Annotated in this window: 20 protein-coding genes and 2 pseudogenes; 10 read left to right on the top strand and 12 right to left on the bottom strand. The window is 63.1% G+C overall.

Annotated elements, in window-relative coordinates:
- Positions 1–39: 39 nt before the first annotated feature.
- The 6 genes from M3A49_RS26780 to M3A49_RS26805 all read right to left on the bottom strand — a co-directional run bounded on the left by M3A49_RS26780 (position 40) and on the right by M3A49_RS26805 (position 6,914).
- Complete coding sequence (locus M3A49_RS26780) at positions 40–1,455, bottom strand: DNA-binding protein (RefSeq protein ID WP_266231725.1); 1,416 nt, start codon at positions 1,453–1,455, stop codon at positions 40–42.
- Between the two features lie 87 nt (positions 1,456–1,542).
- Entirely contained in the window at positions 1,543–2,511 is a 969-nt protein-coding gene (locus M3A49_RS26785; protein ID WP_266231726.1) for a chemotaxis protein, read from the bottom strand.
- Positions 2,512–2,809: 298 nt separating this feature from the next.
- A complete protein-coding gene (locus M3A49_RS26790) occupies positions 2,810–2,962 on the bottom strand; it encodes a hypothetical protein (RefSeq protein ID WP_266231727.1) in 153 nt (50 codons plus the stop codon).
- A gap of 306 nt (positions 2,963–3,268) precedes the next feature.
- Entirely contained in the window at positions 3,269–4,105 is an 837-nt protein-coding gene (locus M3A49_RS26795; protein WP_266231728.1) for an IclR family transcriptional regulator, read from the bottom strand.
- Between the two features lie 96 nt (positions 4,106–4,201).
- The gene (locus M3A49_RS26800) at positions 4,202–5,545 is read right to left on the bottom strand and encodes a CaiB/BaiF CoA transferase family protein (protein ID WP_416339013.1); all 1,344 of its coding nucleotides are present in this window, start codon (positions 5,543–5,545) and stop codon (positions 4,202–4,204) included.
- 61 nt (positions 5,546–5,606) lie between these two features.
- Complete coding sequence (locus tag M3A49_RS26805; RefSeq protein WP_266231729.1) at positions 5,607–6,914, bottom strand: MFS transporter; 1,308 nt, start codon at positions 6,912–6,914, stop codon at positions 5,607–5,609.
- Between the two features lie 310 nt (positions 6,915–7,224).
- Here M3A49_RS26805 and M3A49_RS26810 point away from each other — a divergent pair, with 310 nt between their 5' ends.
- The 4 genes from M3A49_RS26810 to M3A49_RS26825 all read left to right on the top strand — a co-directional run bounded on the left by M3A49_RS26810 (position 7,225) and on the right by M3A49_RS26825 (position 10,419).
- A complete protein-coding gene (locus tag M3A49_RS26810; protein ID WP_266231730.1) occupies positions 7,225–7,695 on the top strand; it encodes a MaoC family dehydratase in 471 nt (156 codons plus the stop codon).
- Positions 7,696–7,755: 60 nt separating this feature from the next.
- Entirely contained in the window at positions 7,756–8,922 is a 1,167-nt protein-coding gene (locus tag M3A49_RS26815; protein WP_266231731.1) for an acyl-CoA dehydrogenase family protein, read from the top strand.
- Between the two features lie 28 nt (positions 8,923–8,950).
- Positions 8,951–9,964: an acyl-CoA dehydrogenase family protein gene (locus M3A49_RS26820; protein WP_266231732.1), complete on the top strand. Its 1,014-nt coding sequence runs from the start codon at positions 8,951–8,953 to the stop codon at positions 9,962–9,964.
- Between the two features lie 116 nt (positions 9,965–10,080).
- Complete coding sequence (locus M3A49_RS26825) at positions 10,081–10,419, top strand: helix-turn-helix domain-containing protein (RefSeq protein ID WP_266231754.1); 339 nt, start codon at positions 10,081–10,083, stop codon at positions 10,417–10,419.
- A gap of 950 nt (positions 10,420–11,369) precedes the next feature.
- On the opposite strand, the pseudogene M3A49_RS26830 reads toward M3A49_RS26825, so the two are convergent.
- Together M3A49_RS26830 and M3A49_RS26835 are read right to left on the bottom strand one after the other, a co-directional pair.
- Positions 11,370–12,178: pseudogene (locus tag M3A49_RS26830) on the bottom strand (IS110 family transposase).
- A gap of 165 nt (positions 12,179–12,343) precedes the next feature.
- Positions 12,344–13,357 carry an AraC family transcriptional regulator gene (locus M3A49_RS26835; RefSeq protein WP_416339014.1) on the bottom strand — a complete coding sequence of 338 codons (1,014 nt, stop codon included), beginning with the start codon at positions 13,355–13,357 and terminating at the stop codon, positions 12,344–12,346.
- Positions 13,358–13,722: 365 nt separating this feature from the next.
- Here M3A49_RS26835 and M3A49_RS26840 point away from each other — a divergent pair, with 365 nt between their 5' ends.
- From M3A49_RS26840 to M3A49_RS26860, 5 genes are all read left to right on the top strand, one after another.
- A complete protein-coding gene (locus M3A49_RS26840) occupies positions 13,723–14,967 on the top strand; it encodes a dienelactone hydrolase family protein (protein ID WP_266231734.1) in 1,245 nt (414 codons plus the stop codon).
- Between the two features lie 36 nt (positions 14,968–15,003).
- On the top strand, positions 15,004–15,792 hold the full coding sequence (locus M3A49_RS26845) for an SDR family oxidoreductase (RefSeq protein WP_266231735.1): 789 nt from the start codon (positions 15,004–15,006) through the stop codon (positions 15,790–15,792).
- Between the two features lie 55 nt (positions 15,793–15,847).
- On the top strand, positions 15,848–17,086 hold the full coding sequence (locus tag M3A49_RS26850) for a styrene monooxygenase/indole monooxygenase family protein (protein WP_266231736.1): 1,239 nt from the start codon (positions 15,848–15,850) through the stop codon (positions 17,084–17,086).
- Positions 17,087–17,163: 77 nt separating this feature from the next.
- Positions 17,164–17,637: a flavin reductase family protein gene (locus M3A49_RS26855; RefSeq protein ID WP_416339015.1), complete on the top strand. Its 474-nt coding sequence runs from the start codon at positions 17,164–17,166 to the stop codon at positions 17,635–17,637.
- 46 nt (positions 17,638–17,683) lie between these two features.
- The gene (locus tag M3A49_RS26860) at positions 17,684–18,637 is read left to right on the top strand and encodes a SphA family protein (protein ID WP_266231738.1); all 954 of its coding nucleotides are present in this window, start codon (positions 17,684–17,686) and stop codon (positions 18,635–18,637) included.
- Positions 18,638–18,898: 261 nt separating this feature from the next.
- Here the strand turns inward: M3A49_RS26860 and M3A49_RS26865 are convergent, their stop codons facing one another.
- From M3A49_RS26865 to antA, 4 genes are all read right to left on the bottom strand, one after another.
- Positions 18,899–19,897: an AraC family transcriptional regulator gene (locus M3A49_RS26865; protein ID WP_266231739.1), complete on the bottom strand. Its 999-nt coding sequence runs from the start codon at positions 19,895–19,897 to the stop codon at positions 18,899–18,901.
- A gap of 96 nt (positions 19,898–19,993) precedes the next feature.
- The gene (gene antC, locus M3A49_RS26870) at positions 19,994–21,031 is read right to left on the bottom strand and encodes an anthranilate 1,2-dioxygenase electron transfer component AntC (RefSeq protein WP_266231740.1); all 1,038 of its coding nucleotides are present in this window, start codon (positions 21,029–21,031) and stop codon (positions 19,994–19,996) included.
- Between the two features lie 16 nt (positions 21,032–21,047).
- Positions 21,048–21,539 (bottom strand): anthranilate 1,2-dioxygenase small subunit, encoded by a 492-nt coding sequence (gene antB, locus M3A49_RS26875; RefSeq protein WP_152767808.1) that lies wholly within the window; start codon positions 21,537–21,539, stop codon positions 21,048–21,050.
- A 3-nt stretch (positions 21,540–21,542) separates the two neighbouring features.
- On the bottom strand, positions 21,543–22,931 hold the full coding sequence (antA, locus tag M3A49_RS26880) for an anthranilate 1,2-dioxygenase large subunit (protein WP_266231741.1): 1,389 nt from the start codon (positions 22,929–22,931) through the stop codon (positions 21,543–21,545).
- Positions 22,932–23,241: 310 nt separating this feature from the next.
- On the opposite strand from antA, the pseudogene M3A49_RS26885 reads away from it, so the two are divergent.
- Positions 23,242–23,563 (top strand): annotated as a pseudogene (locus M3A49_RS26885) (muconate cycloisomerase); the annotation flags it as partial.

Below are 23,563 nucleotides of genomic sequence, written 5' to 3' on the forward strand. Positions count from 1 at the left end.
ATTCGCGATGCGCCATCAAACGGACGGTCTATGGCGCGCTCAGGCCGGCGCGTTTTCGGTGCTCAGCTTCGTCACCATGCCGGTCTTGGCGTCGTAGGAATAGCCCTGCTGCTCGAGATGGGCGCTGACCGCTTCGACGACCACTTGCTGCTGGGACTCCTTGCGCAGCAGTTCATGCTCCGGCACGACCTGGCCCAGCTCGGCGGCGAGGCGGCGGCTCAGCGAGGCTTCGCCGGCGCTGCGGGCAAGACCCACGATCGCCTTTTCGTTGGCCTGGGCCAGTTGCTGCTTCAGTCCGTTCGCGTACTCGGACCAGCGCTTGATGTTCTCGCGCGCATCGGCAATCGCGGCGGCATGCTTGGCCGTATCGCTGGCAAACTGGGCCTTCAGCGCTTCGACTTCTTCGGGATCGGCGGCCGCAGGCTGCGCCTCGGCTGCGCCCTCGCCGACTTCGCTCGACACCGCGGCCTTGGCGAATTCGCCCAGTTCGGCGAGTTCGGTCGCGCGCTGCTGCGCGGCGTCGGCGCGCTCCTGCGCCTCGGTCAAGCTCGCCGAGAGACGCTCGATTTCGGAGGCGTCGGCCGTGCGCTCGTCGCTCAGGCTGGCGAGCTGCTGCTGGGCATTCCGCAGTTCGGTGGCGGCGGCATCGCGCTCGGCCTGGGCACCGGCGACCTGGTCGCGCTGGGCCGCGTGCGCTTCCTGCTCGGCCTGCAGCGCCGCGCGAATCGCTTCGAGTTCGCCTTCGAGCTTCGCAACCGCTTCCGCATGCGCCGCTTCCAGCGCGGCGCGCTCAGCTTCGTCGCTTCCGGTCGAGGCTGCCGGCCCGGCCTGCTCGCTCGCCGCTTGCGCTTCGGCAGCCTGGCTCGCGTGCGCTTCGCGCTCGGCGGCCAGTTCGGCGACCGCGCGCTCCAGTTCTGCCTCGAGGGCCGAAACGCGCTCGGCCAGTTCCTCGGCGCGCTTTTCCGCTGCGTCGGCGCGCTCAATCGCGCTCGCGATGTCTTCCTCCAGACCCGACCCGGCATCGGCCTTGGTCTCGTAGGCGCGCGTCATCTTGTCCAGCTGGACTTGCAGGGCGTCGAGTTCCTGGACCGTGGTCTGCAGCTCTTCGAGCGCGTTGTCGCGTTCATTGCACGCGTCCTCGACGCGCTCGCGCATCGACTGCAGGCGGCGCGCCACGGCGCGCTCGGCCTCGTCCTGCGCCGACGTCCACAGACGGTCGAGCGCGTCGCGCATCGTATCCGTCACGGTTTCCGGCAATGCAGGGCGTTCCACGACTTGCTGCACGCGCGGCGCGCGCTCCTCGCGCCACTTGCGCAGGGAGGCAGCCACCGCGACCACCGAGCCGGTATGAACTTCGGACCAGATGGCCATGGGAGAAACCTTCTGGCCCTCGTCGGCCATCCGTTCCGCGATTTCAGCAACCAGGTCGTCCGTGATCGTAATGCTGCTTGACATATCTGCCTCGAGAAAGTGCGAGCCCACCCCGCGTTTCTAGAGATTGTCGGGCAACCACCTTCCGGTTAATCGCTCGAAAAGCCGGGTTTAAGGGGAGGTGTTCACAGGATTGGCGCGCCAGGCGCAGTCCGCGTCAAGCCGCGGCCGCCACCCAGGCGGGCGCCGCGGCAGCGTGGGCGAGCGTGCATGCGCCTCATTGGCGCTGCCCGAAAGCGACGAGTGAATGAGCACCGGGAGGTGCTTCAAACGCTGGTCCGCCTCGATCTTGCGCGTGAGCATGAAGCCGTCCATTTCGGGCATTTCGAGGTCGGTGATGACGAGCGAAACCTTGTCGCGAATCGGGATGCCTTCGCTCTGCGCATCGGTCGCCATCTGCCGGAGGATCTCCCATGCGGCTTGCCCGTTGTGGGCGATCACGTGCGGCACTTCGAGTGCGGTGAGCGCGTGCCCGAGCAGCGCGCGGGCAAAGGCCGAGTCGTCGGCGGCGAGAATGCGGCCGCCGGCGAGACGCACGGCTTCGCCCACGGCGTCGGCGCCCACTTCGGTGTGCTGCTCGGGGAAGGCGTCGCGCATGATCTGCTCGACGTCGAGCAGTTGCGCGAGGCGCGCGTTCTCGGTGCCCGGATTGATGCGCGCCACGCCCGTCGCATAACCCGTGGTGCCGCTCGATTCCGCGCTCAGCAGCTCGCTCCACTCGAGCCGGACGATGTCCTCCACTTCCTCCACGGCGAACGCCTGCGTGCCGCGCGAAAACTCGGTCACGAGCAGAATGCCAGGCGGCTTCCCCGATACAGAGCCGATCATCGACCCGATATCGATCACCGGAATGATCTGGCCACGAATATCCACCGCGCCGGCCAGATGCTCGGGCGCGCCCGCGATGGGCGTGACTTCGGGCATGGTCGCGATTTCGCGAATCTTGAAGACGTTGATGCCATAGAGGCCGCGCACCGCCCCCTTGCGCGCCGAACCCAGACGAAAGAGGAGCAGTTCGAGCCGGTTATTGCTCGTCAGAGTGGTACGCTCGTCCACGCCATGCTGCTGTACCGACTTCAATTTGCACTCCGTAATGATCTGTCGCGAACAGGCTAGGGGAACCGGTCATCCGGCTTACCGTTGTGCTTTACTCAGGGGGTTTCCGGCGGTCTCAGGCGAATGCGGGACCTGTTCGTGCCGCTCGCTCTGCTCCAGTGCCCACGAACATGAGCGCCGCGTCGATCGACCCCAGACTGCTCTTGCACGCGAGCCCCATCGCGCCACTCAAGGCGAGCCGCAGCAGTTGCGCGAGCGACGCCGGCGCGCAGGAGCGCGTCGGCGAGCTGACGGTACGGCGCGCCGTTCATCAGCAACGCCATCACCGCCAGCACCGCGTTGAAGGCGGCGGCGTTTCGAGCTTGACGATGTGGAGCAATTCGTAGCCGGCGAGCCGGCCCTTGATATCGGTAATCGGCTGGCGCGCCACCCGTGTGGCGCGCGGCGACGCCGCGTCCATCAGCAATCCGCCCAATTCTTTCTCCTGTGCGGCTGCTTTCCGCGTGACATCTGAGCTTCCCGCAATAACGGCTTGGGCGCGTCTACCTTGAGTCGATTTACACGTTTATCTCGTCTTTATCTGGTTAGCCAGCAGGTTAATTCTGGACCTTACAGGTATCGCTCATCAATGAACGGCCGCAGAAAGAAACCTCGACAGGGTTGTAAGTGACAGATCCGAACGAAAAAACACTCTCGTTATTTCGTCATCCGAATTAACAATCTGGTCAGACAAATGGCTGCCCGATGATTGGGCAGCTAATGTGTGGTCAAGCGAGCAGGGTTATCTCTGCGGCTTCGAAAACGCCAGCGTAGTGGACCCCGCATACCCAAGCAGCGCGGACACTTCCGCCGCGCCGCGCGCGATCAGCGCCTTGAAGCGCTCCATGCCCGGCACGCCGCGGCTGACCGGCGTGCCCATCACGAGTGCCGCGATCACCGCGCCCGACTCGTCGCGGATCGGCGCGGCAAAGCCCACCACGTCGGCGGAACTCTGTTCGACCGTGGCGGCCACGCCGGTATCGGCCACTTCCTTGATGAGCGCCTTCAACTCGCGCTTTTGCGTGCGCGTGGCAGGCGTGTGAGCGCGCATTTCGGCCGTGCGGAAATACTCGGTTTGCTGCGCCTCGCTCATTGCGGCCAGCAGCACGCGTCCGCCCGAGGAGGAAAAGAGTTCGCGGCGCTCGCCGATGCCCGCAATGAAGCGGATCGCGCTGCGGCTCTCCGCCGACATCACATAGACCATGGAAGGCCGGTCGCTCGCGAGTTGACCGATCAGAATCGTTTCGCCCGCTTCGAGCGCAAGGCGCTCCATCACAGGGCGCGCGATCTCGGGAAAGCGCCGCTGCGCGACGATGGCCGCGCCAAGCTTGAATGCTTCTACGCCGAGCGCGTACTTGCCGCCGTCATGCGTCAGATAGTGCGCGTGTGTGAGCGCGCGCAGCAGCGCAAGGAGGCTCGTTTTGGGCGTGGCGCTGAGGTCCGCGAGTTCGGTGAGCGTGGCGCCTTGCGGATGGTCGGCGAGAATGCGCAGCACCTGCACGATACGCGTAGTCGCGCGCGGTCCGGGCGACGCGGTGGATTGGATGCCCGCTTCGCGGTCTTCGGGAGGGTGCGCCATGGATCGATTGACGGTTGAACGGTGCGAAAAATTATACATGCCACCCTGCTCTCGAAAGGGATGCGAACCGGCCGCGACGGTGTGGCCGGCGCCCACTCAAACGGCTTCCTCATGCTCGCCGCGCGTGTGCACTCTCGCACTCGCGCCGATCGCCCCGCACGCGCACAGCGCGTCAATGCGCGCGGCGTCGAGCCCGAGCAGATCGTCGAGCAGCTCACGCGTGTGCTCGCCGAGCAAGGGCGGCGGCACCTCGTATTGCACGGGCGTTGCCGACAGACGCAGCGGACTCGCCACGCTCGGCGACGTGCCCGCCAGCGGATGCGCAATGCGGCGCACGGATTCACGCGCACGCGCATGCTCGGAGCCGAACGCCTGCGCCACGTCGTTGATCGGCCCGCACGGCACGCCGCACGCTTCGAGCGCGTCGATCCACGCGTCTCGCGTGCGCGTATGAAACGCCTTTTCGAGCACCGGCAGCAGCAGCGCGCGATGCACGCTGCGCGCGCTGTTGGTGGCGAAGCGCGGGTCCGCCGCGAGTGCTTTCAGATCCATCGCGCCGCACAGCGACCGGAACTGGCTGTCGTTGCCGCACGCGAGAATCAGATGACCGTCGCTGGCCGCGAAGGTCTGGTACGGCACGACGTTGGGATGCGCGTTGCCCAGGCGCCGCGGCACCTCGCCCGTGCAGAGGTAATTCATCGACTGGTTCGCGAGCATCGCCAGCTGGCAGTCGAGCAGCGCAATGTCGATGTGCTGGCCGAGGCCGCTGCGCTGCCGCTCGATCACGGCGGCGAGCACGCCCGTCGTCGCGTACATGCCGGCCATGAGGTCCGTGACCGCCACGCCGACTTTCTGCGGACCGCCGCCGGGCGTTTCGTCGGGCTCGCCCGTCACGCTCATGAGGCCGCCCATGCCCTGAATGAGGAAGTCGTATCCGGCGCGGTGCGCGAGCGGCCCGCTCTGCCCGAAACCCGTGACCGAGCAGTAGATCAGCGCAGGATTGAGCGCCGCGAGGCTTTCATAATCGAGCCCGTACTTCTTCAGGCCGCCCACCTTGAAGTTCTCCAGCAGCACGTCGCACTGACGCGCCAGTTCGCGGATCAGCGCGGCACCTTCGGGCGCGGCGATGTCCACCGCCATCGAAAGCTTGCCGCGGTTCGCGCATTGGTAATATGCACTCTCCACGGTGTCGCGACCAGCTTCGTCGCGCAGGTAGGGCGGCCCCCACGAACGCGTTTCGTCACCCGAGCCGGGCCGTTCGATCTTGATCACCTGCGCGCCGAGATCGGCAAGATTCTGCGTGCACCACGGGCCGGCCAGCACGCGGGAAAGATCGAGCACCCGTATGCCGTCCAGCGGGCGCCCGCGCTTGCCATGCTGTTGTTGTCCCTGCGTTGTCGTTGACTGCTGTGCCGATGCTGCTCTCGTTTGCTGCTGCATGTGAAATGACCTCTGCCTGGATTGCGAAACTACACGTTCATGCACTGCGCGTGCGCCATGCTCATTCGAGCGGCTTGCCCACCGTCTCGGGCATGCGCCAGTAAGCGAAAAGACTCACGGCCGCGCCTGCGCACACGTAGGCGAGAAACCAGCCTTCGCGCTGCTGCGATTGCAGCCATGTCATCAGATACGGTGTCGTGCCGCCGAGCAAGGCGACCACGAGGTTGTACGCCGCGCCGATGCCGATGCCGCGCACCGCGGTCGAGAACAGCTCGGCCATGATCGCGGGCGCGATGGCCGAATAAAGACCGTAAGTCAGCAAGCCGAAGCATTCGACGAGCAGCATCGAGCTCACGCTCGGCCCGATCGAGCGCACCACCGGATAAAGGAACACGAGATAGGCCGCCGCGAACACCATCAATTGCGGACGGCGCCCGAAACGATCCGACAACGCGCCGAAGAACGGCTGCGCAATCATGAAGACGGCAATGCTCAGCGTGCTGGCCAGAAACGCGTCTGCCGGCGTCGCGCCCGCGTGGCGGATCGCGTAGATCGGCATGAAGCTGATGAAGAGATAGAAGCTGAACGCGCCCAGCACGCTGATGCCCACGAGGCGCAGCACGGCCGTGCGATGTTGCGTCCACGTCCACCACAGCGAGCGGCGCTCGATACGGCCCGAGCGGCGCAGTTGCTCGAACGCGTGCGTTTCGCCCACGTTGCGGCGCATCCAGAAGCCCGCAAGCGAGCCACAGCCGCCAATGAAGAAGGGAATGCGCCAGCCCCACGCCACCAATGCGTCCTTCGGCATCAAGTTCGTCATCACGCTGGCGAGCGCGGAAGCGAGCAGCAGGCCCGCCGCGATGCTGAAGAACAGGAAGCTTCCATACAGTCCGCGGCGCTTCGCAGGCGCGGATTCCGCGAGGAAGGTGGTGGCCGCGCCGTACTCGCCGCCGACCGAGAGGCCCTGCACCATACGCAGCACCGTCATGAGCGCGGGCGCGAGCACGCCGATCGACGCATAGGTGGGCAGCGCGGAGATCAACAGCGAGGAGCCCGCCATCATCATGATGGTGAGCGTGAGCGCGGCGCGCCGCCCGAAGCGGTCGGAGAAGCCGCCGATCACCCAGCCGCCCAGCGGCCGCATGAAGAAGCCCACGGCGAATACAGCGAAGGTCGCGAGCAGCGAGGCGGTGTCGTTCTCGGCGGGAAAGAACTGCTTGCCGAAGTAGATCGCAAAGGTCGTGTACACCGACCAGTCGAACCACTCGACCACGTTGCCGACGCTGCCGGCGAATATGACGCTGGCCGTGCGTCGCGGCGCCGCTTCGGCCGCTGCGCCTGCCTGCGTGATTTCGGGGTTGGCGTTCATCCAGCTTGTCTCCTTGATTCCTGTTTTCAGGTTTATTCGAATCGTTCTGGCTGCAGGGCCGGCGGAACCGGCCTCGGGTTCCGAATGTAGCATCGGATTCCGAATGCCGAACAAAGCGCGTGCTTGGTGTATACCCTCGAAGCGTTGAAAACTCGGCTAATTATTCTTTACAAACATAAGGTTACAGGCACACCATCGGTCGACCAAGCTGTTCCGATGTTCGAACCGTGTTGCCGATATCGAAACTCGATTCTAGAATCGGAACACGATACCGGCGCAGCGCGCCATCCCACACCGGAGGAAGACAGGCATGACGACACACGAAGACGCCCAACTGCTCGGACGCGGTTTCTACTGGCAGGAGCTGCAAGCGGGTCAGCGCTTTCGCACGTTCCGGCGCACAGTCACGGAAACCGATCTGGTCAATTTCATTTCGGCGACCGGCATGCTCGAGGCGATCTTCATCGACGCGCATTTCGAGCACGGCGCCATGAGCGGCCGCCCCGTGCCGGGCGCGCTCACGAGCGGCCTGATCGAAGGCTTGCTGTTCCAGACCATGGTGCAAGGCACCGGGCTCGCCATGCTTGAGTTCTCGATGAAGGCGCACGCGCCGGTGCTCGTCAACGACACGATCTACGGCGTGGTGGAAGTCGAGGAAGTGAAGTCCACCTCGAAACACAATCGCGCCGTGGTCACGAGCCGCGTGGAGGTGCTCAACCAGCGCGACGAACTCGTGCTCTCGTACACGGTCAAGCGCATGCTCGCCGGCCGCCCCGAATGAGCGCGCAAGCGCCTGATGACTTCGCACTGCCAGGAACTGCACTGTAAAGCGCAGCACGCTATGACCGACCCTTTCACACTCCGAACCATTCCCCCCGAAGACGAGGCGTTGCGCGCGCCGGTGCGCGCCTTTCTCAGTGAAGCGCTCAAAGGCGTGCCGCCCGCCGTGCGCGCGCGCTCGTGGCTCGGCTTCGACGCCGACTTCAGCCGCCAGCTCGCGGCGCAAGGCTGGCTTGGCCTCACGCTGCCGCGCGAATATGGTGGCGGCGGGCGCAGCCCGTTCGCGCGCTTCGTGCTCGTGGAAGAACTGCTCGCGGCCGGCGCGCCGGTTTCGGCCCACTGGATCGCCGACCGCCAGAGCGGCCCGCTCATCGCACGCTACGGCACCGAGGCGCAGAAGGCGTTCTATTTGCCGCGCATCTGCCTGGCCGAGGCGTTTTTCTGCATCGGCATGAGCGAGCCCGACGCGGGCTCCGACCTCGCAAGCGTGCGCACGCGCGCCGAGCGTACGGCCAACGGCTGGCGCCTCTCGGGCCGCAAGATCTGGACGACTAACGCGCCGCATTCGCATTTCATGATCGCGCTCGTGCGCACCTCGGGCGCGACCGAGGACCGCCATCGCGGGCTCTCGCAAGTGATCGTCGACCTGTCGCTGCCGGGCGTGCATGTCGCGCCGATTAGCGACCTAACCGGCGACGCGCACTTCTCCGAAGTCACTTTCGACGATGTCGAATTGCCCGAGGACGCGCTGATCGGCACCGAAGGCGCGGGCTGGGAACAGGTCACCGCGGAACTTGCGTTCGAGCGCAGCGGCCCGGAGCGCATCTATTCGAGCATCGTGCTGCTGGAGGAATGGGCGCATACGCTACGCGAAGCCGCGCGCGCGACACACGCGCCGGTCGGCGAAAGCGAGCGCCGCACGCTCGGTGCGTTCGTGACCGAACTGGCCACGTTGCGGGCCATGTCCGTGGCCGTCACGGGAGCGCTTGCCGACGGGGCGAGCCCCGCCACGCAGGCCGCGCTCGTGAAGGACCTCGGCACCAGCTTCGAGCAAAGCGTGCCCACGCTGATCGGCGACGCGCTCGGCGCACATCCGCAGCAAGCCGTGGCGCACGAGCTAGCCGATACGCTCGATTACGTGACGAAGATCGCGCCGTCGTACTCGCTGCGCGGCGGCACGCGCGAGATCCTGCGCGGCATGATCGCGCGCGGCCTCGGGCTGCGCTAAACGAACGACGAACATGGAGAGGAACACCATGGATGACATGCTGACCGAATTGGCACATCACGTGCTCGCGCGTCACTGCACGCCGCAATTCGTGCGCGCCGTGGAAGCGGCGCGCGACCGCAACGCGGGACGCGCCCTGTGGGATCAGCTCGACGCGCTCGGCTTTCTCGACGCGCTCGTGCCTGAGGAAAAAGGCGGCTCGGGTATGCGCCTCGCCGCCACGGCGGGTGCGCTGTTCGCATTCGGCGCGCACGCGCTGCCGCTGCCCGCCGCGCACACCATGATCGCGCGCGATCTGCTCGCACGCGCGGGCGTGGAAGCGCCGCGCGGTCCCATCGCCATCGCGCTCGGCAATGCTTCGCGGCACGGCGCGGCCTTCGTGCCCTACGGGCTCGTCGCCGACACGCTCATCGTCGAAACCGCCGATGGCGCGAGCCTCGTCGATCTCGCCAGCGCCGAGTTGCGCGCGCACGGCGACAGCCTCGACGCCACGCTCACCTACCCCGCGCACGCGGCGCGCTCGCTGCCCCCCAATGTGCGTGGCGTGGGCGAACTGGGCGCACTCGCCACGGCCGCCACGATGGCGGGCGGCATGCAGCGCGTGTTCGACATGACGCTCGGCTACGTGAACGACCGCCAGCAATTCGGCCGCTCACTCGGCAAGTTCCAGGCCGTGCAGCAGCAGTTGAGTGTCATGGCCGAGCATGTGGCCGCCACACGCGTCGCGGCGCAGTTGGGCTGCGCGGGATACCACACGTCGGAACAGCGCATCGCGGCGGCCATTGCGAAGGCGCGCGCGAGCCGCGCCGCGCCGCTGGTGGCGAACGGCGCGCACGCGCTGGTGGGTGCGATGGGCATCACCGCCGAGTTCGACCTGCAGCTCTACACGCGACGGTTGCACGCGCAGCGTCCTCAATACGGATCGGAGTCGTTCTGGGACGACGTGGTCGGCACGCACGCCATCGATCATTGGAGCAATGTCGCGGCGGGGGTCATCGGCATTTACGATGCGCTCGACGAGGCCGCGGCGGTCGGAACGTAACCGCGCAACACGCAGGCATCACGCCGTGCCAACGCGCTCCAGGACCACATCCAGCAGCACGTTCGCGCCGTCGATGGAGAGTGCTCCCATTTCACTGGGAGAGAAATTTGGAGTTGGTGGAAGTCTTTGGCGCCGTGTTGCGCGAGCACCGTCTTCGCGGGGAGCTCACACACGAACAACTCGCCTTTGAGGCCGATATACAGCGCAAGTACGTCAGCATGCTGGAGTTGGGCCAGCATCAGCCAACGCTGACTACGCTTTTCGCGCTTGCTGCCGCTTTGAAATGCTCGCCCAGTGAACTCCTCGCCGAAGTCGAGCGGAAGCTCAAAAAAACACGTCGCTCGAACAAGAAAGCGGCAAATCCGGTCAAAAGGCACGTGAACGATGCTATCGACCAAGAGCGTGCCAGCGAGGCGACCGGTCGCTCACACCGGCGCCCGCGGCGCAGCAGCTAAACCCACCCCTGCTATCCAAGTGAAGATCTAATTTTCGCGGATTCAGAGCGTGGAAGAGGTCCATCGGAATTGCCTGCACGCTAGCGAGTCCACTTGCCTCCACGTCTTGGCGCCCGTGCTGCTTGTCACATCTACCAAGAAGTGGAGAGACTGGAGCGTCGAATCTCGTCCAATATCGTGAACGCGCTGACCCAATTAACGATAGTTGGCATGTCTCTGGTGGATCAGTTGGACTAGCTTCGGCGGCCGACCATGCACCGCGAGCACGTCGACCAACCGGCGAAGCGTGCTCCTCGACAGGGGAGTGATGGCGCCGAACTTGGGCCGGATACTGTAGGCGGGTTCATGGTGGCCGAGCGTTCGGTGACCAGCCCTTCACGGGTCTCGCACATTGCCGCCAGAAGGTGCTCTGCTTATGTGGTGCAACGAAACGCATCGCGAGGCAGGAGGCCGCCACACAAATCGCCTCCGCATCAATGTTATCGTTCCTCTTGCTAAATGGTGGATCGGGCGATGAGCGACGCGAAGGATCACAGACGGGCGAATCGCTTGCCGTCGATGCAGGGTAAAGCTGCCGCACGACACGGACGCACGGCGCCGCAGTTGCCGGGCAAACTAGAATGCTAGGTTAGTCATCCTTATTAAAACTTCGATCATTATATTTATGTTTACATGAACGCCCCCGTTTGCGCCAGGTGTTCGAGGTTTTGACGAATGGGATGGGCTGCACGTCTACATCCGGCCTCTCAGTGCAGCTTCAACTTCGCTGCGGGCCACTATGAAATCCGCGGACTCACGCCTCATTCAAATCACGAGCTTAAGAAGCTCAAACATAAATTCAGGCTTGGTGAGTCCCGGGTCCTACCCGATCTGTCATCACACTCGAATGCCGCCGCAACTTTTGACGTTCCACCCCTTTTAAAGAAAAGCCTGTAGACACCTCGATCGAATCATGACGGTGTCGTGCACACGTAATTTGCCCGGTATGGCTGTTGATGGGCCAGGACCGCCCAGATTATTTGAGCGAGCTTGTTGGCCATGGCAACGATTACTACATTCAACGGTCGCCGTTGCTTCATCTGCGTAACCCATTGCCCCGGCTCTTTGGCCTTATAGATAATGCTGCGCGCTCCATGCACCAGCAAAGTCCTGAGATACGTGTCGCCGCGCTGATATGACCGATCTGCTTGTCGATCGCATCCAGACCTCTCCATTGCTCTCTCAGCGTGTCGATCAACATTGCGGGGAGGCGTCCTGACAACCGTTCCAGAATCTCGACTATTGCCTTGTCGAGCGCTGCCCTACCACATCCCATCACTTCACCATATTCGCTCAACAGCCCGCGAAGACTGTTGATCTGCATCGTGCGGAATTTCACGAGTTGCTGACGCATACGATGCAGGGCAAGCACGGCCTGCTGGGCTTCGGTTTTTACGGCAACTGCCTTGCAGTCCACCTGGGTGGCCATCCAGATCGCACGCGCGTCGGCAGCATCGTTCTTATTACGGATGTTGAAAGCCTTGACGAACTTCCCCGGCATCAACTTGACCTCGTGCCCCATTTCAATCAACCGCCGAGCCCAGTGCTGTCATCCGCCGCATGACTCCATCCCGACGAGGCACGGCTGCCGATTCGCAAAGTACTGAAGAAACGCCGCCCTCTTGACCGACCGGTTCACGACCTCACCGGTGTCCGGGTCCACCCAGTGGACCTGCATCACGTTTTTTGCAATGTCCACGCCGACAATCGTATGCGCCATGACAGATCCCCTTCGGTTCCTTGAGTGAACCAGTATGATCAGCCTGAATCTCAGATCGATGGCTTTTTGCTGCCAGCATCGAGCCGATCGCGCGAAGCCTGCGATTAGGTGGGGGCGTTCATATCATTCAAATCTACGAGACGCTCGCGGACTGTCTGCCGTTCGCTAGCCGGAACGGTTTCGTAGCGAAACCGATGGCGATTCGCCAAACACCCGCTTGTACTCCATTGCGAACCGGCCCAGGTGGGCGAACCCCCATTTGAACGCGACGTCTGTAACGGACATCGGTTCAGCCGCCGCGCCGCGCAGTTCATCGCGCACACGCTCAAGACGCAGCTGACGCACCCAAGCCATCGGGCTTACGCCGTGGCAACTGCGGAAGCCGGAAAACAGCGTGCTTGCACTTACGCCTGCGAACTCGGCGAGCCGCTCAATAGTCAGGGGTTCATGCAGATGTGCGCGGACGTATTCCTCGACCCGCTTCACGTAGAACGGCGCAAGCGGTCCACGCGAGGGCCGCGCGCCACTGCGCGCCGTGTTGGGCTGCCCATAGACGAGCGCGTTGAGCAAGGTCGACTCGAACTGCTCGTAGGCGAGTGGATGACGCAGCGGGTGCGCCGGATCGCTCAATGCATTCCCCAGCACCGAAAGCAGTGGCAACAGGCACATGCCCGATGGTGAAGCTAGATCGAATGCAGGCTCGAACTCCACCGCTCCGCGCTCTTCAGTGCCGAAATGGCGCGCGCAGTGGCGCTCGATCGCTTCGCGCTCGATGCGCAGGACGACCTGCGGACAACGAATCCAGCGCATCCGCAAGGGCAGCGTCGGCGACACGAGCGACGCAACGGCCGGCGAAGAATCGAATCGGCGATCCCCACATTCGATTTCAGCACCGCCGCTCACGGGGATCTGCAACAGGAAGAAGCTGTCGAGACGTTCAGGATCGATCGTCACGTCGCCGTCATAGTGGAGCAGATTGAGCGACAGGCTACCGTGCCGGGCGTGGTACATGCGGCTCGGCAACTGGTGTGAAGCGCCCGGCAGCGCGAGCTTGTGAGGCTTGAACACTGAGCCGACGCACTCGCGCACCTCGTTCAGGTCGCCCGATTCGAGTAACAAGGTGTCGCTGTTGAAGCAGGCCGCGCCGACCAGCATATTCGCAGCGGGAAGATGCTCCATAGAAGCGCTCCAAGAACGTTTGCGCGCACCTGATCCGTGCGCGATTTTCCCGACTCCACGAACCGTCTGAAGGAAGCGGATAGTCGCGTGGGAGATCCGGATAGTTTCCTCGCTCCAGAAGCCTCCAGCAAGCCGCGCGACGCTAGAGGCGCAGGAACTGGCCCTCTGCCGGCCGCTGCGTACTGTAGGCCTGCCCTGCTGCGGCAGCCATCCTCAATTACCCTCGCCCGCTTGGGCAGGGGTTTTCCCTCGTTTCGCACGTTTTTGGATTCCGCGGATACCCATCGGATGAAACGGATAGAGCCCATTGTTTTGTCGCAGAACACTGGGGGCATTCGAGACACAACCCTGATGGAGAGCCCGCAATGAAAGGAAGATACGTCGATATTCCCGCACCGGAAGGCGGCGCGTTCCGGGCCTACCTGGCAACTCCTGCCAGTGGCACGGGGCCGGGAATTGTGCTGTGCCAGGAGATCTTCGGCGTCAACGCGACCATGCGCGACGTGGCCGACTACTACGCCGAGGAAGGCTACACCGTGCTGGTGCCCGACCTGTTCTGGCGCGTCGAACCGGGCATCGAACTCGGTTATACGGAGGCCGGCTTTGCGCGTGCGTTCGAACTCTATCAGCAATACGACGAAAACCAGGGTGTCGAAGATATCGGCGCGACGCTCGCCGTACTCCGGACATTGCCCGAATTCCGCGGCGAAGTCGGTGTGCTCGGATTCTGCCTGGGCGGCAAACTGGCCTGGCTCGCGGCCTGCCGTCTTCCCGTGGCTTGCGCGGTCAGCTACTACGGCGTGGGTATTGAAAAGGCGCTGGACGAAGCGGCGAACATCAAGGGGCGCGTCGTCCTGAATATCGCGGCGCTCGATCGCTTCTGCCCGGCCGACGCGCAGCAGCAGATCACGGCCGCGCTGGGCCACAACGAAAATGTCGAAGTGTATGTCTATCCGGGCGTCGATCACGCGTTCGCCCGTAAGGGGGGCGACCACTTTGACAAGCCCTCGGCCATGATGGCGCACGAGCGCGCGGTAGCCGCGTTTCGCAAGACGATAGGGCCGCAATACGATCTCTCTGCACTGTGGGAGGCACACCTCGCCCACGAGTTTGCGACGCGCGACGTGGATGCCACGATGGCGACGATGGTGGCCGAGCCCTACGTCAACCATATTCCGACGCTCACGGGCGGCGTAGGCTACACCGAGTTGAAGCGCTTCTATCGCCACCACTTCGTGCACGCCAATCCGCCCGATACGACGATCATCCCGGTTTCGCGCACCATCGGCGCAACGCAGATCGTCGACGAAACGCTGTTCTGCTTCACGCATACCACCGAGATCGACTGGATGCTGCCCGGCATTGCGCCGACGGGCAAGCGCGTCGAGATTCCGCTGCTTGCCGTGGTGAAATTCCGCGGCGACAAGCTCTACCACGAGCACATCTACTGGGACCAGGCCAGCGTGCTGGTGCAGATCGGCCTGCTCGACCCGACGGGACTGCCCACAACAGGCGCTGATACCGCCCGCAAACTGCTCGACGAAACGCTCCCATCGAACACGCTGATGAAGCGCTGGCGGGACAGCGTCCCCGCCAACGACGCGAACTGACCGAATCATCCTCTCAAGATCATGGAGCAAGCCATCATGACCTCACTCACAGGCAAAACCGCCATCGTGACGGGTGGCGCCACGCTGATCGGCGCGGCTGTCGCCCGCGATCTCGCTGCCGCCGGCGCCAGCGTTGTCGTGCTCGATATCGACGTTCAGCACGGCAGACGCGTAGCCGAGACACTCGGCGCCAACGGTCTCTTCATCGAAACCGACATCACCAGCGACAGCGCGCTTGAGCAAGCGGTTGCGAGATCCGCGCGGCAGTTCGGCGGCATCGACATCCTCGTCAATCTGGCCTGCAGCTATGTGGACAACGGCATCCAGGCAGGCCGAAACGACTGGCTCGCCGCGATGAACGTAAACGTGATCTCGGCGGTCATGCTGGTCAAGGCAGTGCATCCGTATATGGTCAAGCGCGGCGGCGGATCGATCGTCAACTTCAGTTCGATCTCGGCCGAGTGCGCTCAAACGGGGCGCTGGCTCTACCCGACCTCGAAAGCCGCGCTCAAGGCACTCACGCGCAACATGGCGATGGACCTGTCCCAGGACCGGATCCGCGTGAATTCGGTTTCGCCCGGCTGGACCTGGTCGCGCGTGATGGACGAACTCACGCATGGCGATCGCGCAAAGACCGACCGCGTGGCCGCGCCCTTTCATCTGCTTGGACGCGTCGGTAACCCGGAGGAAATCGCGCATGTCGTCACCTTCCTGTGCAGCGATGCAGCCAGCTTCGTGACCGGGGCCGACTACGCCGTCGATGGCGGATATTCGGCGATGGGACCCGAACAGGCCGTGCCGGCCATTCCGAGACTGGCTGAGTAAGACCCGTCACTTCGCAAACACGCTTCCCTGATCTATCGACTTCGAGGTATTCGTTATGAGAAAAATTGCCATCGTCGGCGCCGGCCAGTCTGGTCTGCAACTGGCGCTCGCCCTGCTCGACCGCGGCTATGAAGTCACGCTCGCGACCAATCGCGATGCACAGCAAATCCGCACCGGCAAGGTCATGTCGAGTCAGTGCATGTTCAACGCCTCTCTGCAGATCGAGCGCGATCTCGGCCTGAACTGGTGGGACGCGTCCTGCCCGCCCGTGGAGGGGATTGGCTTCGCGGTCCCGCATCCGGACCTGCCGGGCCGCAAGCTCATCGACTGGTCCGCGCGCCTGACTCAACCGGCACAATCCGTCGATCAGCGCGTCAAGATGTCGGCCTGGCTCGAAGCCGTCGTCCAACGTGGCGCCGACGTGCGAATCTGCGAGGTCGGCGTACCCGAAATGGAAGAGCTCGCAAGGAGCCATGACCTCGTGCTGCTGGCAGCCGGCAAGGGGGAGATCGTAAATCTGCTGGGCCGCAACGCCGAACGCAGCCCTTTCGACAAGCCGCAGCGCGCGCTCGCGCTGACCTACGTGAAGGGCATGACGCCGGCGACGCCCTACTCGCGCGTACGCTTCAATCTGATTCCGGGCGTGGGCGAGTACTTTGCCTTCCCCGCTCTGACCACGAATGGTCCGTGCGAAATCATGGTGTTCGAAGGCATTCCCGGCGGCCAGCTCGATTGCTGGGCAGGCGTCAAGACACCCGAGCAGCATCTCGAGACTAGTCTGGCCTTTCTCCGCGAATATCTGCCGTGGGAAGCCGAGCGCTGCGCAAACGTCGAACTGAGCGACCCCAACGGCGTGTTGAGCGGCCGCTTCGCGCCGACTGTGCGCAATCCCTACTTCAGGCTGCCTTCCGGCAAGACCGTGTTCGGCATGGCCGATGCAATCGTCGTGAACGATCCGATTACAGGCCAGGGTTCGAACAATGCTGCCAAGTGCACGAAGGTCTATCTCGATGCCATTCTCGAGCGCAACGGCGCTGCCTTCAGCGAGGACTGGATGCAGCAGACTTTCGACCGTTACTGGTCGTACGCGAAAGAGGTCGTCAAGTGGACGAACTCACTGCTCACGCCACCGCCGCCGCACATTCTCGAGTTGCTCGGCGCGGCCGGTCAGTTTCCAACGCTCGCCTCGACGATTGCGAACGGCTTCGACGACCCGCGCACGTTCTCGCCGTGGTGGTTTGATCCGACCTCCTGCATGGCGCTGATCGACGAACACGCTGCGCGGGCCGCGTAATGAACACGAAAAGGAGAAAGCTCATGTGCAGCACGCTCGAACCCACTGCCGCGAAACCCGATGAACAGCTCAATGCAATGCGGCAATTGCGCAACGCCTTCGGGCAGTATCCGACGGGCGTTACTGTCATCACAGCCGCCGCGCGGGATGGCCGCAAGATTGGTCTGACCGCAAACTCGTTCGCGTCACTGTCGCTCGATCCACCACTCGTGATCTGGAGTATCGGCAAGACTTCACCCAGTTGCGCGGATTTCGTGCATGCCGGCTACTTCGCGATCAACGTGCTGGCCGAAGTCCAGAGCGACCTGTCGCGCCGCTTTTCGAAACCGTCGCCCGACAAGTACATCGGTGTCGCCTGCCGTGAAAGCCTTGGTGGCACCATGGTGCTCGACGGCTGCAGCGCACATTTCGTGTGTCGCAATCTGACGCAGCACGAAGGCGGCGATCACCTGATCTTTATCGGGCAGATCGAGCATTTCGAAGCAGAGGGCCACGCGCCGCTGGTCTTCCATTCCGGGCAATACGGCGCGGTAACCAATAATCCGGAATAAATTTAACCATATTATTTAGCATTACGAATTTACAAGGTTTACCGCCATGAAGCACTCCACCTCCCGCATGCTGCTCTTCTTCGCTCTGTCTGGACTCCTGAGCACAGGATCGGCAATAGCGGGCGACCTGCCCAACGTCAACCTCGGCTTCACGAGCTTCCTCGATGGTGCACCGCCGGCGGGGTCCGGCTGGTATGCAACGCAGTACCTCGAGTACTACACGGCAGACCGTATCAACGACAACGCCGGAAACAAGGTCGCCTTGCCGAAGCAGAACGTCGATATCTTCGCGGGCCTGACGCAACTCGTTTATCAGTCGCCCTTCAAGATTGCCGGCGCGCATCCGGGCGTCGACGTGATCCTGCCGTGGGTGGCATCGGCCCACACCGACGACGGCATGGGCGACGTGGCGCTTAGTGCACGCACGGGGTTCGGCGATCTGCTTGTTGGGCCCTTCATCCAGTTCGATCCGGTAATGGGCCCGGACGGACCGCGCTTTGCGCACCGCTTCGAACTCCAGATCATTGCGCCGACGGGTGCCTATGACCCGGGCAAAGCGATCAACCCGGGCAGCGGCTTCTGGTCAATCGATCCATACTGGGCCGCGACAGTCTGGATCAATCCGAAGTGGACGGTTTCCTGGCGGCTGCACTATCTCTGGAACGCCACGAACAATCGGCCGAATCAGGGCTTGGGGGACGGCGCGACTTCATCGCAGGCCGGACAGGCGCTGCACGCCAACATCGCCACGGAATACGAGGTGATGCCAGGCTTGCGAATCGGCCTCAACGGTTACTGGCTGCGCCAGATCACCGACATGAAGGTGAATGGCCAGAATGTGCCGGGGCAGCGTGAAGCGGTGTGGGCGATCGGCCCGGGGGCAATGTACAGCTTCTCCCAGCACGACCACCTGATGTTCAATGCCTATTTCGAGGCGGATGCGCGCAACCGGCCCGAGGGAACGCGCCTGGTGCTGCGCTACGTTCATCATTTCCAGTGACACGCTGATCGAGCGTTCGCGCCATGCACGCCGGCTCAAGTCGAGTCCGCCGGTATGGCGCACGCGAATGTGTAGAGGCATCCCTTCCCTGCTGCTCAGTGCCGTGCTGCATTGACAGTTCACAGAATCCTGCCCGCATGTCCTGAAACTGCCTGCACGCCACGGGGCAAAGCTTGCCTCGTCAAGCAGCGCACGTCGCCTTGATGCCCGAGCGCGAGCACTCCGTCCACACTGCCTTCGCTTGTCTCGAAGCCGGGCGATCTAACGTCTTGAAGCGCGCTTCAGTGTCTGCGATGGCGTTTCGCCGAAGAGTTGCTTGTAGTCGTTGGAAAAACGGCCCAGATGTGAAAATCCCCAGTTCATCGCGATTGACGAAACGTTGCGCTCCGAGCAGTCCGAGAGCATCTCGCGCCGTACCGCTTCGAGCCGGTGCCTCTTCAGCCAGGCCATGGGCGCAAGCCCGAAGTGCTGCCGGAAGCCTTCGAACAACTTGTAGCGCGACACGCCCGCAGCACGCTCAATGTCTTCGAGTGCGATATTTTCGCGTGCGTTGTCGTGAATGAACTGTTTCGCTCGCAACAGGTAGTGCGGACATGAAGGCCGCATCGCCTCGGCAAGCGCATTCGAGTAGTTATGCGGCTGAGCAAGCAGCAGCCCTTTGATCAGCGCCTGCTCGAGATCCCCTGCCATCTGCTGATGATTGAGCAACGGCCCCGCCTGTCCCATCTCGGCCAGCAAGAACTTGACCATGCGCCACCAGGCCGCCTGGTCGCCTTCGGCGGCATTCATCTGGGGCTCAAAGGTCAACGCAGCGTCGAGCGGGCGTTGCAGAAGTCCCTCGAGCACCTGACGCAGGGCCGGAATCGGAATCGAAACGATGATCTTGCGACAGTTGCCCATGATCGCAAGGTCCTGCGTCTCATGCGGCGACAGAACGAGGCCCCTGTCCTGGTCCGACAGCCACAGGCGGCCCTGCGCCGCGAGTTCCTGCTGGCCGGTGAGAGGCAGGCTGACGCTATAGCTGTTGAGCGGCGCATCATTGTGCACCGAGACGGTGACATCGGTGCCGTACTCCACATACCCCAGCGTGCTGGCCATGGAACGCATCACCGTTCCAGAATGATGGAATTGCAGTTCCTTAGGGCTGCGTACCTGCAGCCCATGGGGTCCGCAAATCGACGCCATCCAGTCCCGCGCGCCTTGAAGATCTCGACTCAGCGCGTCAATACCTCGACTGTCGTTGAAAGCGGGGGAAGGCATGGCGTTTCACGGGAGGTTGGCGAATGCTCAATGGTAAACCACCCCGTGCCCAGACAAAATACCGAAACACCCCAAGGCGCCCCGGCATCAGCAGCGTCAGGAGGACGACTGCGCGCTGTTACTGTCCCCGAATTTTTCGTAGTAAAGACGGCCTTCCAGTCGTTCGCTTGCAAGCCACGTCTTGATTGCCTCGACCATCGGCGGCGGTCCGCAGACATACATGTCGAACGGGTTCGCTTCCAGCATCCCGCGGTCGAAATGTTCGGGAATGAGCCCCGTCTTGCCCTGCCATGCTTCAGAGGGATTCATCACAACGATATCGCACGCGAAGTTCGGGATGCGCTGCTCGTAGGACTTCAAACGATCGAGCTCGCATAGATCCCGCGCGTTCGTCACACCATAGTACAGATGGACCCTCTGGCCACAGCCGCCCTTGTGCGCGAGATCGTCGAGCGTGCCCAGAAATGCGGACAGGCCCGTACCGCCTGCGACCATCACCAGCGGCCGCTCCACCTCGCGTAGATAGAACGTACCCAGAGGCGCCTCGAATTCGACCGTCTGGCCCGGCTGGCAGCGCTCGCGCATATAGTTGCTCATCGCGCCGTCGGGCAGTAGACGGATCAGGAACTGGATCTGGTTTCCGTCCTCAGGCCGGTTCGCGAACGAATAGGATCGCCAAACGTCCGCGCCCGGCACCTTCACGCGGGCGTACTGGCCCGGCAGAAAATCGAGCCGCCCGGGATGGGCACTCGCGTCCAGATGCAGGATCGCCGTCGTTTCTGAAACCTGCTTCACGGCGGTGACCTTGGCAGTGAGCAAAGTAGTGCGGCTCGCGCCACAGAGGCTCGAATCGAAGTCGAAGTAGAAGGACGCATCGGATCGCACGCGCGTCTGGCAGGACAGGATCTTGCGCGCAGCGAGGTCGTCGGCAGACAGCGTCTCTTCGTCGACATAGTCCTGCGTATAGCTGCCCGATTCGCAGCGCCCCTGGCAAGTTCCACACACGCCCTCACGGCAGTCGAGCGGGATGTTGACGCCATTGCGCAGCGCGGCGTCGAGCAGGAGCTCACCCGCTCGGACATCGAAGAACGCCGTCTTGCCATCGGCAAAACTGAAGGCAACCTTGTGGCTCATCTCGTGGCACTCCCGCTTACAGATGGTAGAAGTCGAGCACGGCGTTGATCGTGTCGTTCAGCAGGAGCACGTGCTTGCGAGCGATTTTCCAGGTCTCGCCGGCTGGGCGCAGCTGGTAGGTGACGTGTCCGAAGAAATGTTCGGCAACGCCATGCCGCGCGTAGAACGTGGCCCAGTTGGCCTTGACTTCCAGCTCGCCGCGTTCGCGCTCCGAAATGCGGACGTTGGTGATCTGGTGCAGCGTGCGCGGCAACGGCGTCGACGCCGCCGACTTTCCCGTGCGCAGGCGGAACACGCGATCCTCGAGCCCCGTGCGGTTCGCATAGTAGATGAGCGACATGCCGCGCTTCGGGTCGGTCGTGTACACATGCTCGGAGTCCCACTGGGGTACGTGGAATTCGCTGTTCTCGTCGAAGAGGGCGAGGTACTCGTCCCAGCTCTGCGCGTCGCAGAGCTCGGCCTTGCGATAGAGAAACTGCTCGACCGATTGTTGCAGGGTGACGGACATGGTTCACGCCTCCTTCATAACGTTCGACTTCTGTGCGAGCCCCTTCGTGAGGTAGGTCTGCCACGCACCGTGCTGGTTGACGTAAAGCCCCTCGTGGGTCAGCTCCGTGCCGCACAGCACAGGTTCGATGCCGAGCAGGCGCGTATTTGCCGTCTCGCCTGCCACCCACTTGTGGTGTCCGCGAGAGATGTCGCTCCAGCGCTCGAGGCGCGCCTGGAAGCCGCGTTGCTGCTCGCGGAACTCCACGAGATCGTCCGGCGTGCCCATACCCGAAACATTGAAGAAGTCTTCGAACTGCCGAATACGGCTCTCGCGATCCTGATCCGATTCGCCCTTCACGCCGATGCACTGGCTGGTGACCTCAGTCTTGTTCCAGGCGACCGGACGCACGATGCGAAGCTGGGAGCTGATCTGGTCCATGAAAAAGAGGCTCGGATAGATGTTCAGGTTGCGCAGGCGATGCATCATCCATTCGGCCTTCTGCTGCCCCTGTGCCTCGACGAGGCGCGGCATGACGCTGCCGTAGCCCGGACGCACATTGGGGTTCGGCATGTCGCTGAACAGCACGCTATGGCCGTTCCTGAATGCGAACCAGCCGTCGTCGGTCTCGGAATCGCCTGCGCCAAGCTTGCTGTAGTCGAGCGTTCCGCTCGTCGCACCGCCCTTCTGGGCGTTCGATTCGTGGCGGTGCTGCACCGTGGCGACGTAGTTGTAGTGCACCGTGCTCACGTGGTACCCGTCGAGGCCGTTTTCGTTCTGCAGCTTCCAGTTGCCTTCGTAGGTGTACGTGGACTTGCCCGGCAGCACCTCGAGCTCGCCCGTGGGCGATTGCGCGACCATCATGTCGAAGAAGATGCGCGCATCGCCGAGATAGTCCTCGAGCGTGTCAGTCGCATCGGCGTCGAGGCTGATGAACACGAAGCCCTTGTAGCTTGCGATGCGTGCTTTTTTCAGGCCGCGCGTGGATTTGTCGAAGTCATCGCAGTATTCGCCTGGCGCCTTGACCTTGACCAGACGTCCGTCGCTCTTGTAGCACCACGCATGAAAGGGACAGGTGAAGGTCGACTGATTGCCTTTGCCCATACGTGTGAGGGTCGCGCCGCGATGCTGGCACGCGTTGATCATCGCGTTGAGCTGACCGTTGCCGTCGCGCGAGATGATCATGGGCTGACGGCCCGCGCGCATCGTCATGAAGTCGTGGGGCTTGGGGATCTCGCTCTCGTGGCACGCGTAGATCCAGGTTTTCTCGAAGATGAACTCCATCTCCAGGTCGAACAATTGCGGCTCCGTGAACATCTCCCGCGCAATACGATAGACGCCCTCTTCCGGACGGAAATCGAGGCATCCGCCAATGAATTCCTGCCATTGCGACGTGTTTTTCTCTGCACTCACGATGGGTTCTCCTCCTGCCGTTGAGCGGTCTTGCGACCGGGTTCTTGATGAGCTGGATTGAATACCCGATGCGGTGCGGGCGCTATCCGCCTGGTCGGCATTCGCTATCCGCTTTTTTTGCAGTTTTTTCCGCTTAGCTGGCGCCGAAAAAAACGGATAGTGAGTCTCCAATAGACGGATAGCGCTCGCGCGGGCCTGGATATCTAATGCCGTCAACGCCCCAAGATGCTCTTCGGAGCAACAGACACCGAACTCAAGCGCCCGCGGGCTCATGTCCACTGGATTCCACGTACATCATTGAGCTTCTGCCATGACCGCACCGACGATTGAACGCATCGAAACCCGCCTCGTCGATCTGCCGACGATTCGCCCTCACAAGCTATCCGTCGCCACGATGTACGGGCAAACCCTGATGCTGGTGAAGGTGTACTGCAGCGACGGCGTAACCGGCATCGGCGAAGGTACGACGATTGCCGGCATGGCCTACGGTCCCGAAAGCCCGGAAGCGATGAAGCTGGCGATCGACGCCTACTTCGCCCCGGCGATGATCGGCCAGGACGCCACGCGTATCCAGGCGCTCATGGCGCACCTGGGCAAGCTCGTGAAGGTCAATCACTTCGCGAAGTGCGCGC

It is taken from the genome of Paraburkholderia sp. CNPSo 3076, assembly GCF_026343935.1.
In the GTDB taxonomy this organism is placed as follows: domain Bacteria; phylum Pseudomonadota; class Gammaproteobacteria; order Burkholderiales; family Burkholderiaceae; genus Paraburkholderia; species Paraburkholderia nodosa.